The organism is Streptomyces sp. NPDC047072 (genome assembly GCF_040643855.1).
Classification (GTDB): domain Bacteria; phylum Actinomycetota; class Actinomycetes; order Streptomycetales; family Streptomycetaceae; genus Streptomyces.
This window is the reverse complement of the sequence record NZ_JBEYVC010000134.1, coordinates 1-20,203: the sequence shown is the minus strand read 5'-3', so window position 1 is coordinate 20,203 and position 20,203 is coordinate 1. Positions and strand designations below refer to the sequence as shown.

11 protein-coding genes and 1 pseudogene are annotated in these 20,203 nt (G+C 73.7%); 7 read left to right on the top strand and 5 right to left on the bottom strand.

Annotated features, from left to right (window positions below; genetic code table 11):
- The first annotated feature begins 4 nt into the window (after window positions 1-4).
- Window positions 5-736: a hydrogen peroxide-dependent heme synthase gene (hemQ, locus tag ABZ896_RS38205; protein WP_360939460.1), complete on the top strand. Its 732-nt coding sequence runs from the start codon at window positions 5-7 to the stop codon at window positions 734-736.
- A gap of 58 nt (window positions 737-794) precedes the next feature.
- Here hemQ and ABZ896_RS38200 read toward each other — a convergent pair whose 3' ends face one another.
- From ABZ896_RS38200 to ABZ896_RS38180, 5 genes are all read right to left on the bottom strand, one after another.
- Complete coding sequence (locus ABZ896_RS38200) at window positions 795-2,387, bottom strand: alpha/beta hydrolase (RefSeq protein WP_360939458.1); 1,593 nt, start codon at window positions 2,385-2,387, stop codon at window positions 795-797.
- A gap of 126 nt (window positions 2,388-2,513) precedes the next feature.
- On the bottom strand, window positions 2,514-3,296 hold the full coding sequence (locus ABZ896_RS38195) for a TIGR04222 domain-containing membrane protein (protein WP_360939456.1): 783 nt from the start codon (window positions 3,294-3,296) through the stop codon (window positions 2,514-2,516).
- Between the two features lie 100 nt (window positions 3,297-3,396).
- Window positions 3,397-4,167: a DUF4142 domain-containing protein gene (locus ABZ896_RS38190; RefSeq protein ID WP_360939454.1), complete on the bottom strand. Its 771-nt coding sequence runs from the start codon at window positions 4,165-4,167 to the stop codon at window positions 3,397-3,399.
- A gap of 144 nt (window positions 4,168-4,311) precedes the next feature.
- Window positions 4,312-5,616, bottom strand: coding sequence for a DUF692 domain-containing protein (locus ABZ896_RS38185; protein ID WP_360939452.1), 1,305 nt, complete (start codon window positions 5,614-5,616; stop codon window positions 4,312-4,314).
- 120 nt (window positions 5,617-5,736) lie between these two features.
- Window positions 5,737-6,525 carry a DUF4142 domain-containing protein gene (locus ABZ896_RS38180; RefSeq protein ID WP_360939450.1) on the bottom strand — a complete coding sequence of 263 codons (789 nt, stop codon included), beginning with the start codon at window positions 6,523-6,525 and terminating at the stop codon, window positions 5,737-5,739.
- Window positions 6,526-6,878: 353 nt separating this feature from the next.
- On the opposite strand from ABZ896_RS38180, the gene ABZ896_RS38175 reads away from it, so the two are divergent.
- From ABZ896_RS38175 to ABZ896_RS38150, 6 genes and pseudogenes are all read left to right on the top strand, one after another.
- A complete protein-coding gene (locus ABZ896_RS38175) occupies window positions 6,879-8,630 on the top strand; it encodes a hypothetical protein (RefSeq protein WP_360939448.1) in 1,752 nt (583 codons plus the stop codon).
- Complete coding sequence (locus ABZ896_RS38170) at window positions 8,631-11,747, top strand: ATP-binding protein (RefSeq protein WP_360939446.1); 3,117 nt, start codon at window positions 8,631-8,633, stop codon at window positions 11,745-11,747.
- Window positions 11,744-12,964: a hypothetical protein gene (locus ABZ896_RS38165; RefSeq protein WP_360939444.1), complete on the top strand. Its 1,221-nt coding sequence runs from the start codon at window positions 11,744-11,746 to the stop codon at window positions 12,962-12,964. The genes ABZ896_RS38170 and ABZ896_RS38165 overlap by 4 nt, the downstream gene beginning before the upstream one ends.
- 209 nt (window positions 12,965-13,173) lie before the next feature.
- Window positions 13,174-15,615 (top strand): VWA domain-containing protein, encoded by a 2,442-nt coding sequence (locus ABZ896_RS38160; protein WP_360939442.1) that lies wholly within the window; start codon window positions 13,174-13,176, stop codon window positions 15,613-15,615.
- Window positions 15,616-15,722: 107 nt separating this feature from the next.
- Window positions 15,723-19,814, top strand: coding sequence for a tubulin-like doman-containing protein (locus ABZ896_RS38155; RefSeq protein WP_360939440.1), 4,092 nt, complete (start codon window positions 15,723-15,725; stop codon window positions 19,812-19,814).
- A pseudogene (locus ABZ896_RS38150) lies at window positions 19,811-20,203 on the top strand (hypothetical protein); the annotation flags it as partial. The gene ABZ896_RS38155 and the pseudogene ABZ896_RS38150, both read left to right, overlap by 4 nt.

The window sequence follows — 20,203 nt, the reverse complement described above, 5'->3', positions numbered from 1 at the left end:
AGCCATGAGCAACGACGCCCCCACCCCCGAGTCCGGCCGGGTCCCGAACAAGGGCAAGCTGGCCAAGGACCTCAACGAGGTCATCCGCTACACGCTCTGGTCCGTCTTCAAGCTGAAGGACGTGCTGCCGGAGGACCGCAGCGGTTACGCCGACGAGGTCCAGGAGCTGTTCGACCAGCTCGCCGCCAAGGACGTCACGATCCGCGGCACCTACGACGTGTCCGGGCTGCGCGCCGACGCCGACGTCATGATCTGGTGGCACGCCGAGACCAGCGACCAGCTGCAGGAGGCGTACAACCTCTTCCGCCGCACCAGGCTGGGGCGCGCGCTGGAGCCGGTCTGGTCGAACATGGCGCTGCACCGGCCCGCCGAGTTCAACCGCTCGCACATCCCGGCGTTCCTCGCGGACGAGAACCCCCGCGACTACGTCAGCGTGTACCCCTTCGTGCGCTCCTACGACTGGTACCTCCTGCCCGACGAGGACCGCCGCCGCATGCTCGCCGACCACGGCAAGATGGCCCGCGGCTACCCCGACGTACGCGCCAACACGGTCGCCTCCTTCTCCCTCGGCGACTACGAGTGGATCCTCGCCTTCGAGGCGGACGAGCTGTACCGCATCGTCGACCTCATGCGCCACCTGCGCGCGTCGGAGGCCCGCATGCACGTCCGCGAGGAGGTCCCGTTCTACACGGGCCGCAGGAAGTCGGTAGCAGATCTGATCGCCGGGCTGGCGTAACGCCCTTTAGGGGCGCGGGGAACTGCGCGACCAGCCACAGACAACCCGCACCCGGCACTCATCGCGCAACCCGTGGTCTCGGCTCCGGATGCGGCGCACACGAAGCTCGCCGCACCGGAAGCCGCCCCTCCAACAGATACGCATCGACATACGAGTTGACGCACCGGTTGGAGCCCCCGGCAACTCCATGTGTCCCCGAGTCCCGCTCGGTCACCAGCACCGACCCCGACAGCCGTCGGTGCAGCTTCAGCGCCCCCTCATACGGCGTCGCCGCATCCCGCTCGGCCGCGAGGATCAGCGTCGGCGGCACCTCCCCGGGCCCGGTCCGCACATCGAGCACCTGCTGACGCGGCGCGAGCCAGTACGCACAGGGCAGGTTCGTCCAGACGTTGTCCCAGGTCTCGAAGGGCGCCACCCGCGCCAGCCGTGTGTTGTCCCGGTCCCACACGGCCCACTCGGTCGGCCAGGACGCGTCGTTGCACTCCACGGCCGTGTACACCGCCGCCGCGTTCTCCGCCTCCTTCGCCGCCTCCGGATGCGGCCCCGCCTGCTGGATCAGCGGTTTGGGGTCGCCCTTGAGGTACGCCGACAGTGCCTCGGCCCGGTGCGGCCAGTAGTCGTCGTAGTACCCGGCCTGGAGGAAGGCCCCCTGGAGCTGCCCCGGCCCGACCTTCCCGCCGGCCGGTTCCGCCGCCAGCCGCGCCGCGGCCCGCTCGTAACTGCGCAGCACCTCCTCGGCCGTGTCCCCGAGCCCGTACACGTCGTCGTGCCGGGCGATCCACTCCCGGAGGTCCGTCCAGCGCCCCTCGAACGCGGCCGACTGGTCGAGGTTGTTGCGGTACCAGATCTGCTCGGGATCCGGGTTCACCGCCGAGTCGAACACCATCCGCCGCACGTGCGAGGGGAAGAGGGTCGCGTACAGCGCGCCGAAGTAGGTGCCGTACGACGCCCCCATGAACGTCAGCCTCGGCTCGCCCAGCGCGGCCCGCAGGACGTCCAGGTCACGGGCGTTGGCCAGCGAGGTGTAGTACCGCAGCGCGCTGCCCGTGCGCCGGGCGCACCCGCGCGCGTACGCCTTCGCCTGCGCGACGCGCTCCTTCTTGTACGACTCCGAGGGGTGCGTCGGCGCCTGCGAGGGCGCGCTGAAGAACTGCTTCGGGTCCTTGCAGGACAGCGGCGCCGAGCGGCCCACCCCGCGCGGGGCGTAGCCGACGAGGTCGTAGGCCGCCGCGAGCCGCTTCCACGAGGGGAGCGCGCCGATCAGCGGGAAGTACATGCCGGAGGCGCCCGGTCCGCCCGGGTTGTAGACCAGGGCGCCCTGCCGCGGCACCCGGCGCTTGCTGTTGTGCGGGTCCTTCTGCGTGGCCCGCACGCGGCTGACGGTCAGCCGGATCCGCTTGCCGTCGGGACGGGCGTAGTCGAGCGGGACGGAGACCGTGCCGCACTCCACGGTGCTCGGCAGTTCCTCCACCTCCGGGCACGCGCCGAAGTCGATCCCGGCCGCCGCCGCGCGCGCCGCGGCGACGGCCGTGCCGTGCAGCTCGGCCGCGAACGGTGCGCCCGGTACGGCCGGGACACCTGAGGCGGGGGCGGCGGCGAGCGTGGTCAGGAGCAAGGACCCGGCGGCCGTGTAGAGGGCGGGAGCTCTCATCGCGTATCCCTTCGGTGCGCGGCAGCGACAAAAGGGATGTTTCGTTCGGGGGTCGGCGAAGGCAAGCACCGCACGGCCGGTGTCGGGGCCAATGCTTCCGTGCGCCCCGGCCGTGCCCGCTCGCGCTCAGCCGCGCCAGGCCGATTCGCGGTGCGGCTGGCCGTGGGCGAAGGCCGCTCGCAGATCCGGTTCGCCGACCGCGCTGATACCGCGTACGGCGACCCAGGTGAGGTACGTCCGCTCGTCCGTGCCGCCGGTGCGCCGGGCCAGGGCGCCCAGCAGCCGCTGCCCCGCGGGGGAGGCCCAGCGGGAGTACGGGTTGATCTCCATCCGCGCGACCGCCAGGACGCTCAGGGTCAGCGCGAGCGGCAGCCCGAACCAGAGGGCGACCAGGTGCCGGGGCATGTCCGGCGGGGCGGGCAGCAGCAGCGCGACCGTGCCCAGGGCGAGCACGGCCACCACGGCGAGCCGCACCCGGCGGACCGCCGCCGTGATACCGGACCGGGCCCCGTCGGGCACGGCGAGCCCGGCGTCGACGAGCCGGTCGGCGAGGCTGCGCACCGCGTCCGCCGCGGCCGCGTCCGCCCGCACCGGGGCGATCCGGGACTGGCCCTCGGGGCCGATGGCGCCGATCACCGAGCGCTCCATCTCGTCCCGTCCCCGGGGGTCGACGACGGTCGCCCAGCCGGTGTGGGCCAGCAGCAGCCGGTGCTGGCGGGCCATGGAGACGAGCGTGAGGTCGGCGACCCGCCGGGGACCGCCGGACAGGAAGGCGGCCTCGTACAGCGTCAGATCGTGTGCCCGGGCGTCCGCCTCCGAGGCCGCCGCGTGTACGGCGGCCAGGCACAGCCGCGTACACGCGGTGCCGGCGGCGGCCCAGGCCAGCAGCAGGAGAAGAACCCAGAACATGCCGCGTTTCTATGCCAAAGGCGCGGGCGGGCGCCATGGGCTGTTCACGATCCGGACGGAGTGTTGTCGGCGCGTGACGTTCCGTTTGTCCTGAAGTGACCTACGGCTGGGCCGTGGGCGGACTGGAGGCGGCCGGCGGGAGCCAGTACGTCGAGGCGGGCGACGGCGTGACCGGCACCACCTGGCCCGGATCGGCCGTCGGGCCGGGGGAGTTGGCGGCCGACGGGGTGCTGCCGGAGGCCATGTCCTGGGCCAGCGCGGCGAAGTCGACGTAGCCGGTGGCCTCCAGGATCTTGATGTGGTCCAGCACGGTCGTGTTGGCGTCGTCGGCGAGCGCCCGCACCAGCGAGTTCTGGGTGCTCGCGCGGACCTGCGCGACGACGGAGAACACCCGGCCGTGCGCGAGGCGCAGGATGTTGGCGAACTGCCGGTCGTAGTCCACGCCTTGGGCCTGGTCCAGGACGGCGAGCCACTGCTTCTGCTGGTCGTTGGGCTCGTTGGGCAGCGCGACCCCGAGCTGCGCCGCCACCTGACGCACCCGCTGGTCCAGGAACGTGTGCCCCTCGACGAGGTGCCGCCCCGCCGTCCGTACGGCCTGGGTGGTGCCCTTCTGCTCGGCCTGCTGACCGGCGGGCAGTTCCCACAGCCCGGCCAGCCGGACCTTCGTGATGAAGTCCCGGTCCAGGGCGGAGAGCGGGCCGTAAGGCGTCGTCACCGTCCCGGCGTTGAGCACGGACAGCCCCGTGTCCGAGCGGTCGGAGTACGACCAGAGGGGGAAGATCAGCGCCACGAGGGTCGCGAGCAGCCCGGTGATGATGATCCCGGTGCCGGTGAAGATGCCCCGGCCCCTGACGGGCTTTCGACGTGGCATGGTGCCTCCTGCTCAGACACCGCACGCCAGTGCGTTTCGGGTGCGGCACTGGCATGTTACTGCGGGGTCTGTGCGGAGTGCCGAACCAGGGTGAACGCGGGGAGAGCGATGTGGAGGTCTTTGCCCGGGCCCGCGCCACCACGTTCAACGCCGCAGCAGCACCTTCCGGGTGGCCCGGGCCAGCCGCACGGCCGGCCGCCGGGAGCGCGGCACCGGTCCCGACCGCTCCAGCCACCACGCACGGATCTCCCGCCGCGTCCCGGCGTCCGCCAACCGCCCCTCCAGCAGCAGGTGTTCGGCGAAGGTCAGGGCGTCGCGCCGGTAGCCGGACGTCATCGGCCGGCTCTGGGCGTACGCAAGGAAGGCGCCACGGTACAAAGGGCCGAGAATCAGGGGCAGTTCGGGCGCCACCTTCGCCACCACGTCCGCCCGCTTCCCGGCAAGAGCCCGCGCCTGCACGCCCATGCGCACCCGGTCGAACCCCTCGGGTACGGGGGTTCCGGCGACGAGGGCGGAGAGCAGGGCGGTCTGCGCCAACGCGAGCCGCTGCCGTGCGCTTTCGGTCGCGGTGCTTTCGGGTGCGGCGCCGGAGGCCCTCGCGACGGTCACCGCCCGCCGACTCGCACCCCCCTTCTCCACCGCCTCCCGGATCTGCCTCAACTCCCCTTCCAGCTCGGCCGGTTCGGGGAAGTTCTCGTCGCGCTCCAGCAGCACCCCCGGCGGGGACACCCGGGACGCGAGGTCGGTGAGGATGTCGAGGACGGGACGCGGGACCGGGTGGGCGTGGCTGTCGTGCCAGACACCGTCGCGGACGAATCCGCCCGCGACATGGACGTAGGCGATGGCCTCCAGGGGGAGTTCGCCGAGCGCCTCGGCCGGGTCCTCGCCGCGGTTGACGTGGTTGGTGTGCAGGTTGGCCACGTCGATCAGCAGCCGTACGCCCGTGCGCTCGGCGAGTTCGTAGAGGAATTGCCCCTCGGTCAGCTCCTCGCCGGGCCAGGAGATCAGTGCGGCGATGTTCTCGACGGCGAGCGGCACCGGCAGCGCGTCCTGCGCGATCCGGATGTTCTCGCACAGGACGGCGAGCGCGTCCCGGGTGCGCGGGACCGGCAGCAGGTGTCCGGCCTCCAGGTGCGGTGAGGCGGTGAGTGTGCCGCCCGCCCGGACGAACGCGATGTGCTCGGTGACCAGCGGCGACCCGAGCGCCTCGGCCCGCTCGGCCAGCGCGCGCAGCCGCTCCGGGTCGGGCCGCTCCGCCCCGCCGAGGCCGAGCGAGACACCGTGCGGCACCACCGTGACGCCGCGGGCCCGCAGCCGCTCCAGGGACTCCGGCAGGTGGCCGGGGCAGACGTTCTCGGCCACGACCTCGACCCAGTCGATGCCCGGCATGGCCTCCACGGCGTCCGCGATCTCCGGCCGCCATCCGATGCCCGTGCCCAGTCGCTCCATGGTCGTCTCCCTCCCGTGCGCGGTGTGACGGAGGTATGGCCCCGGTCCCCGGGCCCGAACCCCGCTCCGAGGACGTTCAGAGCAACATTTGAGGTTCGGGCCGGGAGGTCCAGGCATCCCCTACTGGAGCACGCCCTGCGAGTCGACCGGGTCGGGCCGGCCCGTGTTGACCGTGCCCGGCTCGGCCGGCGAGGGCCGCGACGTGGTGCTCACGTTCCCGGACGCCTCCGCGGCCGGCGCCGAGGGGACGACCTGGCCCGGGACCGGTGCCGGCGGGCCGGACGGGCTGGCCGTCGAGCCCGCGACCGAGTCGTTGGCGATGGCGTCGAAGTCCACCCGGCCGGTCTTCTCCAGAACGGTTATGTGGTCGAGCACGGTCTGGTTGGCGTCGGAGGCGAGCTGCCGTACGAGGGTGTTGCGGGTCTGGTTCCGGACCGCGCCGATCGCCGGGAAGATCTTGCCGTGCGCGGAGCGCAGCAGGTTGGCGAACTTGTACTCGTAGTCCGCGCCGGTCGCGTTGGTCATCTCCTGCAGCCAGCCCTGCTGCTGTTCGTTGGGCTGGTTGGGGAGTTCGACGCCGAGCTGGGCGGCGACGATCCGTACCCGCTTGTCGAGGTCGGTGTGGCCGACGATGAGGTGGTCGGCGGCCTCCTTGATCGCCTCGCTGGGAGCGCGCTCCATCGCCTGCTGGCCGGCGGGCAGCTCCCACAGCCCGGCGAGCCGGACCCGCACGATCAGGTCGCGGTCCGCTGCGGTCAGCGGACCCCACTGGGTGCTGACGGTGCCCGCCGCGAGGTTCGCCTCCGGCGTCCCGGAACGGTCGGCGTACGACCACACGGGGAAGGCGAGCGCGCCGACGGTGGTGACGAGAGCTGCGATGACGAAAGCCGTACCGTTGACGCGCGACATGGATGCCTCCCGGGGAATCCGACTGGTCGTGGGACTGGGTGTGCTGGCCAGTGCCTGGAGATACGCGGGGGTCGGCGCCGATGTTCAAGCGCGGGTAAAAATTTAAAGGGCGGGCAAAGTCGGGCGGCCGGTCGGCGCCGTGCCGGGTCGTCGCGGGGCCGCACGGACGGGTCCGCCTCGCACGGGCGGTCGACCGGTGTGCGTATGTGCGGGTGAAGCGGCCCCGCGGTTTTCGTTTCCTTTCTTTTTCTTTCCCTCGGAGGGCAATTCCCGACAAGACGCGGAAAGGGAAGTCCCGGGGAGTAGGTTCCGCTCGGCGGTGGGCGCGGCGGCGGGGGGAATCGGTGAGCGGTATGCGGGAAAACGTGCGGACGGTCGCGGTGGTCACCGCGCTTCCCGTGGAATACAAGGCCGTTCGGGCCGGACTGGTCTCGGTGCGCAGAGGGCCGACCCTCCAGGGGACGGTGACCGAGGAGGGCTGGCTCGACGGGACGCCGTGGAAGGTCGTGCTGGCGCAGCTCGGCGAGCGCAACGCCAACGCGGCCGCCCTCACGGAACGGATCGTCACCGCGGTCGACCCGTACGCGCTGTTCCTGGTGGGCGTCGCCGGCGGCCTCAAGAGCGAACTCGCCCTCGGCGACGTCGTCGTGGCGACGAAGGTGTACGCATACCACGGCGGCAAGGAGACCCCCGACGGGTTCGCCGCCCGGCCCGAGTCCTGGCCCGCCCACCACGAACTGGTGCAGCTGGCCAGGCTGGTCGACGTCTGCGGGACATGGGCGCGGCCGCTGCCTCCGACCAGCGCCGGCCGGCCCGCGGCCGTGCACTTCAAGCCCATCGCCGCCGGAGAGGTGGTCGTCGACGCGGTGAACTCCCCGGTGCGGCAACGCCTCGACCGGCACTACCAGGACGCCGTCGCCGTCGAGACGGAGGGCGCGGGCGTGGCCCACGCGGGTCACCTCAACGACGGTCTGCGCACGCTCGTCGTCCGCGGAATCAGCGACCGGGCGGACGGCGACAAGGCGCGCAGCGACCGTGAGGACTGGCAGGCCGTGGCCGCCCGCAACGCCGCCGCGCTCGCCTTCTCCGTCGTCCGCGAGCTGCGGCACGCGGACGGGCCCGGCACGGAACCTCCCCCGCCCGTGCTGCCGGCGCAGCGGATCGTGACGTACCGCAGCGAGACGCCGGCGCCCGAGACGCAGGCGGCGCCGGAGGTGCCCGCGGTCTGGGCGGGCGGGCAGGAGTTCCCGACCCCCGCGTACCACTACCTGCTGCACGACGAGCTGAACACCGAGCGGTACAGCGCGGACCGCTCCCTCATCGAGCGTGCGGCGGTCGCGCGGCGGCTGCGGCCCCCGGGGGGCGCGGCCGACTCCCCGTTTGTCTGGCTGCGGCAGAGCGAGGTGTGTTTCGCCACCCAGGACGCCCTCGGGGCGCTCGCCGCGCTCCGCCGGGAACACGATCTCCTGGGCCGGCTCCACCGGCGCTCCGCGGGCCTGCCCGCGCGGGGGTGGCACGAGACGATCGGCAACCACCGAGCCGTCCTCGCCGTGCCCTGGCCGGTCTCCCGCGGCGGCGCCCCCTGCCCGACGCTGCACACCGCGTGGGCCACGAACCGCCGTACCCCGCTCGACCGGACGGAACTCGTCGACCTGCTCCACCGGGTGGCCGGGCTCTACGACGTCCTCGGCGTCCTGCACCGCTCGGGCACCGCCCACCGCAGTCTCACCCCCGACGGAATCATCGAACGCGACGACGGCCGGCTGGTGCTGCGCGACCTGGGACTCGCGGGGGGCGACCCGCGCCCGGGGGAGGGACCGCCTCCCTACCGGGCCCCCGAACAGTGGCTCGGACATCCGCCGGGCCGCATCGGGCCGCCCACCGACGTGTACCAACTGGCCGCCCTGACCTACGCGTTGGCCGTCGGCCACCCTCCGGAGCCGCGTGCGCCCGGGCCGTTGCGCTCCCGCCTCGGGACCGTCCCCGACAGCCTGGAGCGGGCGATGGGCGCCGCGTTGGCGCAGTCCCCGGGCGAGCGCCCGACCGCGCGGGAGACGGGCGACGCGTTCCGGCGGGCGCGCGAGGACCTGCTCGGAGACGCCTAGATGCACCGCCGTACCGTCGAACTGCCGGACCCGCTCGTCCTGTTCGCCCGCTCGTCGCTGGAGCGGGAGCTGGCCGCACTGCGGGCACAGCGGGGGACGTCCGGGTCGCCGGGCTCGCCCGGACCGCTGCCGAAGGACGTCCACGACCTCGCCGCGGACCTCGGCCGCCGGGGCGCGGTGCCGACGACCGTCGAGGACCGGTGGGGCAGGGTGGGCGACCGGTGTCTGCTCGTCCACGGCCGCGACTACGTGGCCCGGTTGTGTCTGGACCGGCGTCGGCGCAACGCCTACGAGGTGCGCTCCGTCCGGCCGCTCGGCCTCGAACGCCACCATGAAGTCGCCGAGGGCTGTCTGCTGGTACGGCCCGTGCGCTGGCAGTCCTGTCATCTGCGCGGGGAGGTACCCCGCGGCAGCCGGGCGCACTGGGACCTGCTGGCGGCCGCGTGGCAGCGGTTGGTCGACGAGCGGGCCGCACGCGCGTACCGGCCGGCGCTGACGGACCGGCACAGCGCCTTCCTGGCCGGCGTCGAGCGGCTCGTCGACGCAGGCGAGGACCTCGCGCTCGCGCGGGCCGACGCGGTGGAGGAGTTCCCCTACCGGAGCGTCTCGGCCACGGGCGAGCGGCGCCACGGCACCCGGGCGGTCTACGCCTTCCGGCTGGTGGGCGACCGCAGGCCCGACGAGGGCGCCTTCGTGGCCGTCGTCGGGGAACCGGGACAGCGCGGCCGGGTGCTGCCCGCGCCCGCGCCGGGCGGGCCGGTCACCGTGTCGTTCGACCGGGCCCTCGCCTGGGAGAGCGTGCCCGCGCAGGGCGCCCTCCTGGTCACCGCCGGACAGGCCGTCCACACCCGGCAGCGGGCCGCGCTGCGGACGCTGCGCGAGCGCCGGTCGGCCAATCCCTACCTGCTCGACGTGCTGGTGGACCACCGGCTGCGCCCGTCGGCCCCGTCGGCCGACGCACCCGTCGAGCACCTCGACCCCGACCAGACGGAGGCCTTCCGCAAGGCCCTGGCCGTCGAGGACCTGCTGGTCGTCCTCGGCCCGCCCGGCACCGGGAAGACCAGGGTGATCGGCGAGATCGCCCGGACGATCGCGGCGTCCCGCACCGGCGCGCGGGTCCTGGTGGCCTCGCACACCAACCGCGCCGTCGACAACGTGCTCGGCCGGCTGCCCGAGGACCTGGTCGTGGTCCGGGTCGGGAACGAGAACGCCGTGACCTCGGAGGGCCTGCCCTACCTGCTGGAGGAGCAGGCCGCCGGGCTGCGGCAGGGCGTCCTGGACCGGCTTCGGACCAGGCTCGACCGTCCCTTCGACGCGGCGGCGGTCGAGGAGGGATGCCGTGAACTCGGCCGGGAGGTCGCGGAGTTGCGCGACCTGCTGACCATCGAGGCGGCCGCCCTACGGGCGCTCGACGCGGCCCGGCGCGCGGTCGGCGGCCCGGCGCCGCGGCAGGTCGACCGGCTCGTCGCCCAAGGGGCGAAGCTCGCGCGGAAGCGGCATCGCGTCGCGCGACGGATCGAACGGCTCACCTCCGCCGACCGCGCCGCGCCGCGGATGGCAAGGCTCAGCTCCGCCGACCGTGCCGCGCCGCCCCCGCCCGGCCGCCGTCTCCTACGGGCCCCGCTCCGGGTCCCACTCCGGGCCCTGCACCGGCTACGGGCCCGCCTCGACGCCCGGCGGCTCGCCTCCGCGCTCGCGACGGCGACCGCGCTGGACGAGGCGCGGGCCCGTAACCGCGTACGGCTCCAGGAGGCGGAGGCCACCCTCGAAGCCGCCACCCGTGACATCCCGGCCGTGCATGTCGCCCGTACGGCCCTGGACACCGCCCGCACGAACACCGCGACCTGCCGGGCCCGGGCCGTCGAGGCGGCCCGACGGTGCCGGGAGGCGACGGCCGGGGTGGAGGAGGACGGGGGCTACGACGACGAAGGGGACGGCGTCGCCGTACCGGAGGCGCCCGACGGGGACGTAGGGGAGGGGGCCGTACCGGACGCCGTCGACCGGCGGTTGTTCGCGGTGCACGAGCGGCTGACGGAACGGCTGCCCCTGCTGGCCGCCCGGCGTGGGCTGTTGGCCGAGTGGCGGCAGGAAGTCGCGGGGGCCGCGGGGCAGTTGCACACCGAGCTGATCCGCTACGCCCACGTCGTCGCGGCGACCTGCATCGGCGTGGCCGCCCGTCCCGAACTGGCCGGGGTCGACTTCGACCTGGCCGTCGTCGACGAGGCCGGGCAGATCGCCGTCCCCGACCTGCTCGTGCCCCTGGTGCGCGCCCGGCGCGCCGTGCTCGTCGGCGACCACCGGCAACTGCCGCCCTACGTCGACGCCGAGGTCCGGGACTGGGCCCGGCGCGACCCGGACCCGGACACCGAGGCCCTCGTCGCGGCCAGTGCGCTGGAACAGCTCTGCGCGGGGCTGCCCGCCACCGGGGTGGTGACCCTGACCCACCAGCGGCGCATGCCGGCCGCCGTCGCGGACTTCGTGTCCGCCGCCTTCTACGAGGGCCGGCTCCGCACCCCCGGCCCCGGACTGCCGCACGACGCGCGGCTGTTCCGGACGCCGATGGCGTTCGTCGACACCGCGCGGCTCCCGGCGGACCGGCGGTCGGAGCGCCCGGCCCGCCGCGAGTCCGGCGAGGAGCATCCGGGTTACGTCAACCGGGCCGAGGCCGAACTGCTCGTCCTGCTGGCCGCCCACTACGACGAACGCGGTGAGGAGTGGGCGGTGATCGTCCCGTACGCGGCACAGGCCGCGCTCGTCACCGAAGCCCTGACCGAGCGGACCGGCCGGCCCCGGCAGGTCAAGCTCAACGTCGGCACGGTCGACTCCTTCCAGGGCGGCGAACGCGACGTGATCCTCTACGGCTTCACCCGCAGCAACCGCGCCGGCCGGGTGGGATTCCTCGGCGAACTGCGCCGTGCGAACGTCGCGTTCACCCGGGCCCGGCGCCAACTGGTGCTGGTGGGCGACCTGTCCACGCTGACCGAGGCCGGGGACCGCCCCTTCCGGGAACTGGCGCGCGCCCTGCGCGCCCACCTCTCGGTCCACGGCGAGATCCGGCAGTACCGCGAGGTGCGCGCCCTCGTCGAGGGCACCGGACGGGAAGGCGGCGCACGGTGAGCGGGCCGGGCCGTCTGATGCCGTTCCCCGAGCAACGCGTGCTGGAGAACACCGCGTTCGTCCTGGGCCTCGTACCGACGAGCGTCCAGGCCGTGCTGCTCCCGGTGTGGAGCGTGGAGGTACGCGCGACCGTCACCGAGGGACAGCCGTACGAACTCGTCGACCGCTTCGTGGAGCGGGCGATCGGCGAGTGCGGACTGCGGTCCGCCGCGGAACTGGCCGCCTTCCTGGCGCTCGATCCGGCCCTGCTGCGGCAGGCGCTCGCCTTCCTGACCGCGATCGAGCACGTCACCGGGGCGGACGGCCGGATCGGGCTCACCGAGCTGGGCCGGCGGTCGATGGCCGACGGCACGCGGTACACGGTGATCCGCGGTGACCGCCGCCGCCTGTACTTCGACGGTTTCCGCTCACGGCCGCTGACCGCGCCCCACTACACGAGCGCGACCGTCTCCTTCGTCCCCCGGGACGGCCCGGCGCCGAGGCACCGCGGTCGGGTGGTCCGCCGTCTGGACTCGCCCGCGTTCCGCGAGGACGCGGTGCGGGAACTCGCCGACCACCCCGACCGGGCGCGGTTCAACCTGCCGCCGGGCATCGAGGACCCGGTGCGGGTCGGCGTGCCGGAGAAGGTGTACCTGCCGGTCTACGCCGTGCGCGCGGTCGAGGACGACGGCCGGGTCCGGCACCTGGTCCACACGGCGGCACACGACGGCCGGCACGATCCCGACCTGACCGCCGCCTGCGAGGAGACCCCGGCCTTCGTGGCCGACCTGTGGGGCGCGGAGACGAGCGGGATCGCCGGTGTCGAGGAGCAGATCCAGCGCTGGCTCAGCGAACACGGACTCGGCCGGTACCGGCCCGCCTGGGACCGGCGGCACGGCGGCTGGCGGGTGACCCTGCCGCCCGGCGCCTTCGACGGGCCCGAGGGGCTGGGGCCGGCCCGGATCGGCACGCATGAGCTGCTGGACGGGGGGTCGTTCTTCCAGCTGTGGTGCGCGGACCGGGACAGCCGCGCCTGGGCGCTCGTCGAGCGCCTCGACTCCTCCCTCACCGCGCGGCTGCGCGAGGACCCCGCCGCGGTCGGCACCGGGGTGGCCGCTCTGAGCCGTCAGCTGGAGCTCGCTCCGCCGCCCTCCTGGGAGGTCCTCGCACGGGCCGCCGAGCAGAAGGGCAAGCACGGACTGGTCCGAGTCCTGCGCCGGATCAGAAAAGAACAGTAATGGGCAAATGGATTCACCGATTATCCGGGTGTGATCGATTGCTTTATTTGTGTGATCTCTTTTTCGGATTGATCACCCGGTCCTTCGGAAAGAGGGGAATTTCAGCCAAAGGCGGGGGCGCGTGACCCTAAGCTGTGCGACACCGGCGCCGACGCTGGGGGCTCATTCCGTCGGCAGCCGAGAGAACGGGGAATTCCAGGGGGATCGTCGTGACACATTCAAGGGGGGTGCGGACCCAGGTCCGGACCCACGTACGAACACAGGCGCGCCGAAGCGCCTACGGCCTCGCCGCCATGGCGCTCGCCGCGGTGACCCTGCCCGGCGCGGTCCCGGCCGCCGCCGACACCACCGCCACCGGAGCGGGCCGGCCGCTCGACTCCATCACGACGAAGGCCACGACGAAGGCCGCGACGACCGACGACCCGGTCGACTACGCCGTAGCGGTGGACGAGTCGGCCAGTCTGGGCGCCGGTGACCTCGACCGGGAGAAGGACGCGGTCTCCTCGATCGCGGTCGGCGAACCCTCCGCACGGTCGCGGATGATGGTCTACGGCTTCGCCGACGCCACCAGCGCCGGGCAGTCACCCGTCGACGAGGTCTGTCCCATGCGGCAGCTCGACAGCGTGGGGCGGGAACGGATAGGCCAGTGCGCCGCCGGACTGAACCGGCGCACCGAGGCCGAGGGATCGGGCACCGACTTCATCTCCGCCGTACGCCAGGGCGTCACCCGTCTCGTGGAGGCCCGGGACCCCGGCCGCCCCAGAGTGCTGTTCCTGCTCACCGACGGACACCTCGACGTCCGCGACAGCTACCGCTACCGCGGCCTCGACCCCACCACCCGGGACGCCCAGGCCGACGCGGACCTCGCCCAGGCGCTCAAGGACGCCCGGGACGCCAAGGTGCAGATCTGGCCCCTGGGATTCGGCGACGACGTGGACGAGGAACGGCTGCAGGAGATGGCCGCCGCCGGCTACCACGACGGATGCCGCGACCTCCCGGAGACCCGCCCCAGGGCGGCCACCGTGCCCGGAGCCGAGCAGCTCGGCCGCGCCCTGCAGGCGGCGTTCGCCGCCGCACGGTGTCTCTACCAGGAGGCCGGCAGCCAGGGCCGCCCGCCCGCGGACCTCCACGTCCGGGTCTCCCCGCTGGCCACCGAGGGCACCATCGTCGTCTCCAAGGGCGATCCCGCCGTACGGGCCACCTACTACGACCCCCGGGGACACCGGATCAGCGACTCCGCGGACGGTGCCCGGACGGGCGGCTCCTCCTTCGAGTTCACCGGCCGCGGCAAGGCCGTCGAGTCGCTCCGCGTCACCCGCCCCCTCCCCGGCCGCTGGCGGGTGCGCCTCGACGCACCCGAGGGCCACCGCGACCGGGTGGCCAGCATCAGCGCCCTGTGGCGGGGCGCCGTACGCTCCGACATCCGCCTGGAGAAGCCCTCGCCCAGGGCCGGACAGCGCACCCGCGTCGAGGTCGAGGTGCTCACGCCGGGCAGCGTCAAGCTCGACGAGCGGGATCTGCGCGGCATCTCCGTCGTGGGCCGGCTCACCGGTGACGGCTTCCGCCGGCAGGTGCCCATCACCCTGACCGACGACGGCACGGGACCGGACAAGAAGGGCTCCGACGGCGTCTTCTCCGGAACCGTCACCGTGCCCCGCCAGGCGACCGGCTCCCTGCTCTTCACCAGCACGGTCGAATCGGTCGGCCTCAGCCCGGACACCCGCTACTACCCCACCGGCGTCTCCCCGGCGAACTCCACCTTCGACGCCGTCCTCGACATCCCGCCCGCCGGAGTGCACCCCGGCGGCCGCGTGCCCGGCACGCTGAAGGTCGGCAACCGCGGCGGCACCCCGCACGAAGTGCTGCTCTCCGTCGCCGACGGCAAGGGCACCGGCCTGAGCGTCAGCCCCACCCGGGTGCGCGTCGAACCCGGCGCGGCCCGCACCGTCCCCGTGACCGTCGAGGTCGCCGCCGCGGACGACCTCGGCGCCCCCGTCGACGGCGACGGCACCGAACTGGGCGGCAAGGTCATCGCGGTCGAGGGCGGCCGCGTCCTGGACGACGCGCCGCTCGCCATCACGGTCACCGCCGTCCCCGGCGAGCTGGAGCGGCTCTGGGACAAGTGGTGGAAGGTCGCCATCCCCGCGGCGTTCGCCCTGGCCGGCGTGGCCGTGCTGCTGGTCTTCCGGCGTCGCGTCAACCGTCTGCGGATCGCACCCGCGGGGCTCCTCTTCGAACTGCGGGACGCCGACGGCACCCTGGTCGGCGGCGGCAAGGCCAAGACCGGTCGCGGCAACTGGTACGAGTTCGACGTCGTCGACACCGCCTCCGACAGCCCCCGGCTCGTCCGGCGCTCCAGAGGGACGTACGCCGTGCGGCGCGGCCTCAACGGCGGAGTGGTCCTGCGGATCAGCGGCCACGGCGAACGCACCCTGCGCTTCGGGGAGGCCGTGCCTCTCGACGGCCCGCTCTCCCTGCACGTCGTCGAGAGCAAGGGCCGCCGCCCCTCCGCCGGCCGGGGCATCCGCTCGCCGCTGCCTGACCGGCGCAGCACCGCGCGCCCGGCCCCGGCCGGCCCGTCGGCGGACTCCTACGACAACGGCGCGTACCCCGTCGGCGTCCCGGACCCGGCGGACCACCCGGACCTCTGAGGTCCCGCGCCGGCCCCTCCCGCGGGCCCGCGCCGCACGACCGCACGAACCCACGCACTTCCCCACCAGCGACCGGGACGTCAGCCGTCCCGGCGGAGGACCACACCATGAAGATCTTCCAGCCGATGCTCTTCGTCGGTCTGGGCGGCACCGGCGGCCTCGTCGGAACCGAGCTGGAACGACGGCTGCGCGCCGAACTCTGCGGCCCCGACGGCACGGCTCTGAACAGCCTCGGCATCCCCCTGCGCTACCAGCTCCCCGAGTGCCTCCAGTTCGTCTACGCCGACTTCAGCGAGTCGGAACTCGCCCGGCTGCCCCACCTCAGCGCCGACGCCGGCCTGCGCGCCGCCTACAGCCGGACCGCCCGCGCCACCCACGACCTGCTCCCCGACCACGACAGCTCGCCCGAGGTCACCCGCGAACTGCGCGCCGTGATGCGGGACGAGGTGAGCGGCTGGCTGCCGCCGCGCGCGGGCGAACCCAAGGTCACCCCGCTGCGCAACGGAGCGGGCCAGCTGCCCACCGTCGGCCGCGCGGCCCTGTTCGGCACCCTGCGCAACGGCCTGGACCCCGTCATGGGGCCGCTCATGCAGGCGATCGACGCCATCAGCCGGTCCGGCGGCGAACTCAGCCAACTCGGCGGCGGGCCCATGTCCGGCTGCGACGTGTTCGTGGCCCACTCCGTGGCCGGCGGCACCGGAGCCGGGATCTTCCTCGACTACCTCCATCTCATCGGGGAGGCGTTCCGGGCCAAGAACTTCACCGGGGCCCGCATCTACCCGCTGGTGGTCATGCCCTCGGCCTTCCCGACCTCGGCGGGCGGCGGCCGCGAGGCCGAACTCAACGCCGCACGCGCGGTGGTGGACCTGTTCCGGCTGGTCGACGAACAGAACGTGCCCACCGCCGAGTCCGACCTCGGCGACACCGACCTCGACGCCGCGATGCACATCCGCTACCCGGGCGTCCACCCGATCCGGCTGCGCACCGGCATGGTGCCGACCGCCTTCCTGTTCAGCCGCACCGCCGGCATCCGCCCCGACGACCTGCGCCGCTCGATCGTCTCCCTGGTGATGTCGCTCGTCGGCACCGAACTCGGCGACGGCAGCGGGCCGCGTCCGCGGGCCGACGACGACTACCAGACGTTCGCCGCGAGCTTCATCAACCGCGGTCTGCACCGGGCCGCGCGGGCCGCCTCCGGGATCGGCCACCGGGGCGTGTCGACCAGCCTGGTCGCCTCGATGACGGCACCCCTCGACGAGCTGGCCGAACTGGTCTCCTCCCGGATGCTGGCCGCGTCGGTCCGCAGGCTCACCGAACCCACCGCCAAGGCGAGCCACGAGTACGCGGGCACGGTCCGCAAGATGTTCGCCGACTCCGGGCTGGAGGAGCTGTGGACCCGGGAGGCGCTGCCGGTGCCGGAACCCGATCCGCTGCCCCGCGGCGGTGTCGCCATCGAACAGGCGCTCCGCGACCGGCTCAGTGACATGCAGGCGCTGACGGAGGACCTGCGGCGCAGGGTGGACCGCCGGGCACCCGCGCTGGCCGAGCAGTTCGCGCCCCGCCCCGCACTGGAGCGGCTGCTGCGGTCCGTCGACATCTTCCAGGCGGACCGGGTCATCAAGGGGGTGCCGGGCGACCCGGACCCGGTGACCGTGCTCGGCTTCCTCGGCATGCTGGAGAACCGCAGCCGGCAGCCCGCACGCCCGTCCGGCGTCGACACCCAGCCGCCGCCCGTTCCCCGGATCAGGGGCCGCATCGGCGGTCTGTCGAAGGCGCGCTGGGGCGACGCGGACGTGGCGGCGGCCGTCCAGGCGCAGGACCGCTGGTTCCAGTGGCGCTGCCGCGCGGTCTGGCACGAGGGCTGGCGGCGCCAGGAACAGCGCTGGCGCCCGGCCGCCGCCGCCCTCAACACCGAGGTGAGCCTGCTCGTCGAGGCGTTCCGCAAGCACATGGAGGAGGAGCCGAGGGCCTTCGACGAACAGGTCCAGGAGCTGTACGACGACCGCACGGGCGTCTCCTATCTGCTGCCCCCGCAGGGCAACCTGCTGGAGTTCTACGACGACCTGCGGGAGCGGCTGGTCAAGCGGGTCAACCTGCGTGAGAACGACGACGAGTCGGCGCTGCTGCTCAAGCTCGTCGACGGTGACGCCTGGCAGGCCGCGCAGGCCGTCGGCCGGCGCAACCCCGCGGCGGCCGTCGCCACCGTCAAGTCGGTGGTCGAGCAGCGGGTCAAGACCCTCTTCGCGGAGAGCGGCGCGCTCGCCGACGAACGTCCGCTGCTGCCGTCCATGGCCATGCTGCTGAGCGCGGCGGCGGGGGTCGGCGAGACGGCCGAGGACATCGGCAAGGGCGCGCTGGAACAGTTCCGGTTCAAGATCGCGGGTCTGCTGCCCCACGGGTTCGTGCCCGAGGGCGGGGGACCGCTGAAGATCCTCATCGTCTATCCCCGGATCCAGAACAAGAACGCGGTCGAGGAGTACCTGCGCAAGTCCCTGCTGCTGCCGCGCGACGGCAAGCGGTCCATCGAGTTCCGGGGCGTGGAGACCGACTCGATCACGGTCGTGCTCTTCCGCAGCGAGATGAGCCTCACCGAGGTGCCCGAGGCCCGTAACGTCCTGCGGCGGTGGGCGCGCGCCCGGGACGTGGAACAGAGCGAGGACGTGCTGGGCTGGCGGCAGCGGCTCGGCTACCGCGACGACTGGCTGGCCAGTACGGAGGAGGACCGCCGGCACATCCTGCACCGCCTGCTCTGCGCGATGTGGAACGGCCAGGTCACCGTGGTCGAGGGGGACATCGAGTCACCCCGCCGGATCCGGGTGCGGCTGTACGAGGAGGACGGACCCGACGTCCCGGGCATGACCCTGCGTCTGGACGACTACCAGGGCGAGATCTCCGGCTGGGCCGGACTGCTGCGCTCCTACGAACGGTGGGCGCTGCTCGACGAGGGGCGCATCGTCGAGGACTACTGCAGCGTCCTGATGAGAGTCCAGCCGAACGGCCTCGCGCTCGCCGGCAGCACCCCGCACCCGCTCTACGTACGGTTCGTCAAGGACATCGCCCGGCGCCAGCTGGAGCTCCTGGAGAAGCTGGAGCTCCAGACCGGGCAGTGGTCGGTCGAATGGATGCGCCCGCTGCGGCAGTTCTGGGCCGAGACCCTGCCGGGCGCCCTGGACGTGACCTTCACCGAGAAGCGGGCCCTCCAGCCGACGCTCCGCCTCCTCGAAGCGGCCGTACTGGGCCAACCCCCCTCTCCCGCCCACCCGTTCACGCCCCCCGCGCCCCGCCGCCGCGCCGAGGACGACTGGGGGACGACACCGCTGCGACCCGAGTCGAGCGCCCGGCAAGACACGGGCACAGGCCATGAGCCCGGCTCCCGGGACGAGCCCGGCGTCCGGTACGAGTCCGATGCCCGGGGCGAGTCCGACGTCCGGTACGAGTCCCGTGCCCCACACGAGTCCGACGTCCGGTACGAGTCCCGTGCCCCACACGAGTCCGACGTCAGGTACGAGCCGCGTGGTCGGCGCGGTTCGGCTGCGCCGGCCGAGGAGCCCTCGCTGCCCGCCGAGCCCTCCGCCCCGCGCCCGCGCTCCGCCCCCGGGGACGGCGACGACCTGTACGCCTGGCCGGAGAAGCCCTCCTGGCCGGAACGGCTCACGGGCACCCCGGCGACGGACGACGAGACCACGGCCTCCACCCACGCCTCCACCTCCCGTCCCTTCCCCGCTCCCGACACCCCCGGCACTTCAGCGGCTCGGGACGGCCACGGCACCTCCGCGGCCCGGGACGGCCACGGCACCCCGAGCGTCGAACCACCCACCAGCGCCGAGCCGCCCACCCACGAGGCCGAACCGACCAGCACCGGCGACGACTTCCCCTGGGAGACCGACGCTTCCGACGCCCCGTCCTTCCCCGCCCAGGCGAACCCGTACGGCACCGCGTCGGCTCCCGCCGAGGACCCGGACGGCGCGCAGGGCGACGCCGGTCACCTGTCGGCGCACGGCGCGGGGTCGGCCGTACCGCCCTTCGCGCACTGTCCGCCGTTTCCCGCGCCCGCGGGCGACGGCTGGCCCGACACGAAGGACAGCGCCTTCCCGTGGACCACCGAGAACGACGACCGGGACCCCTCCGCACCGGACCCGGCGACCGGCAGGACGACCGAGCGCGGGCCCGCCGACGACCCGTGGGGTGACTCCGAGTGAGCCGGACGACAGACACGGCGCACGCCGTCATCGTGCTGGACCTGCGCTCCGGCGCGCACACCCTGGCCAGCCCCGGCGCCCTGCGCGCCGCGGTCCAGGAGCAGCTGCGCACCGAGGGACTCCCGGAACCGGGCAACGGCCACTACCGGTTCCTCCTGCTGGACACCCCGCGCGGGCTGATGGACCACCACAGCCTGTACGAGATGATCCTCGGCTACGGCACCAAGGCGTGGCTGCTCGGTCTGGTCGTCGGCGACCTGCCCGACGCCGAGGACGCCCTCGTCGCCGCCCGGGACGAGCCGCGGGGCCGGTCCGCGGCCGCCCCCGACACCCCGACTCGCGGTAGAGGTCCAGGGCCGGGTTGGTGTTCTGCGCCGAGAAGTGGTGCG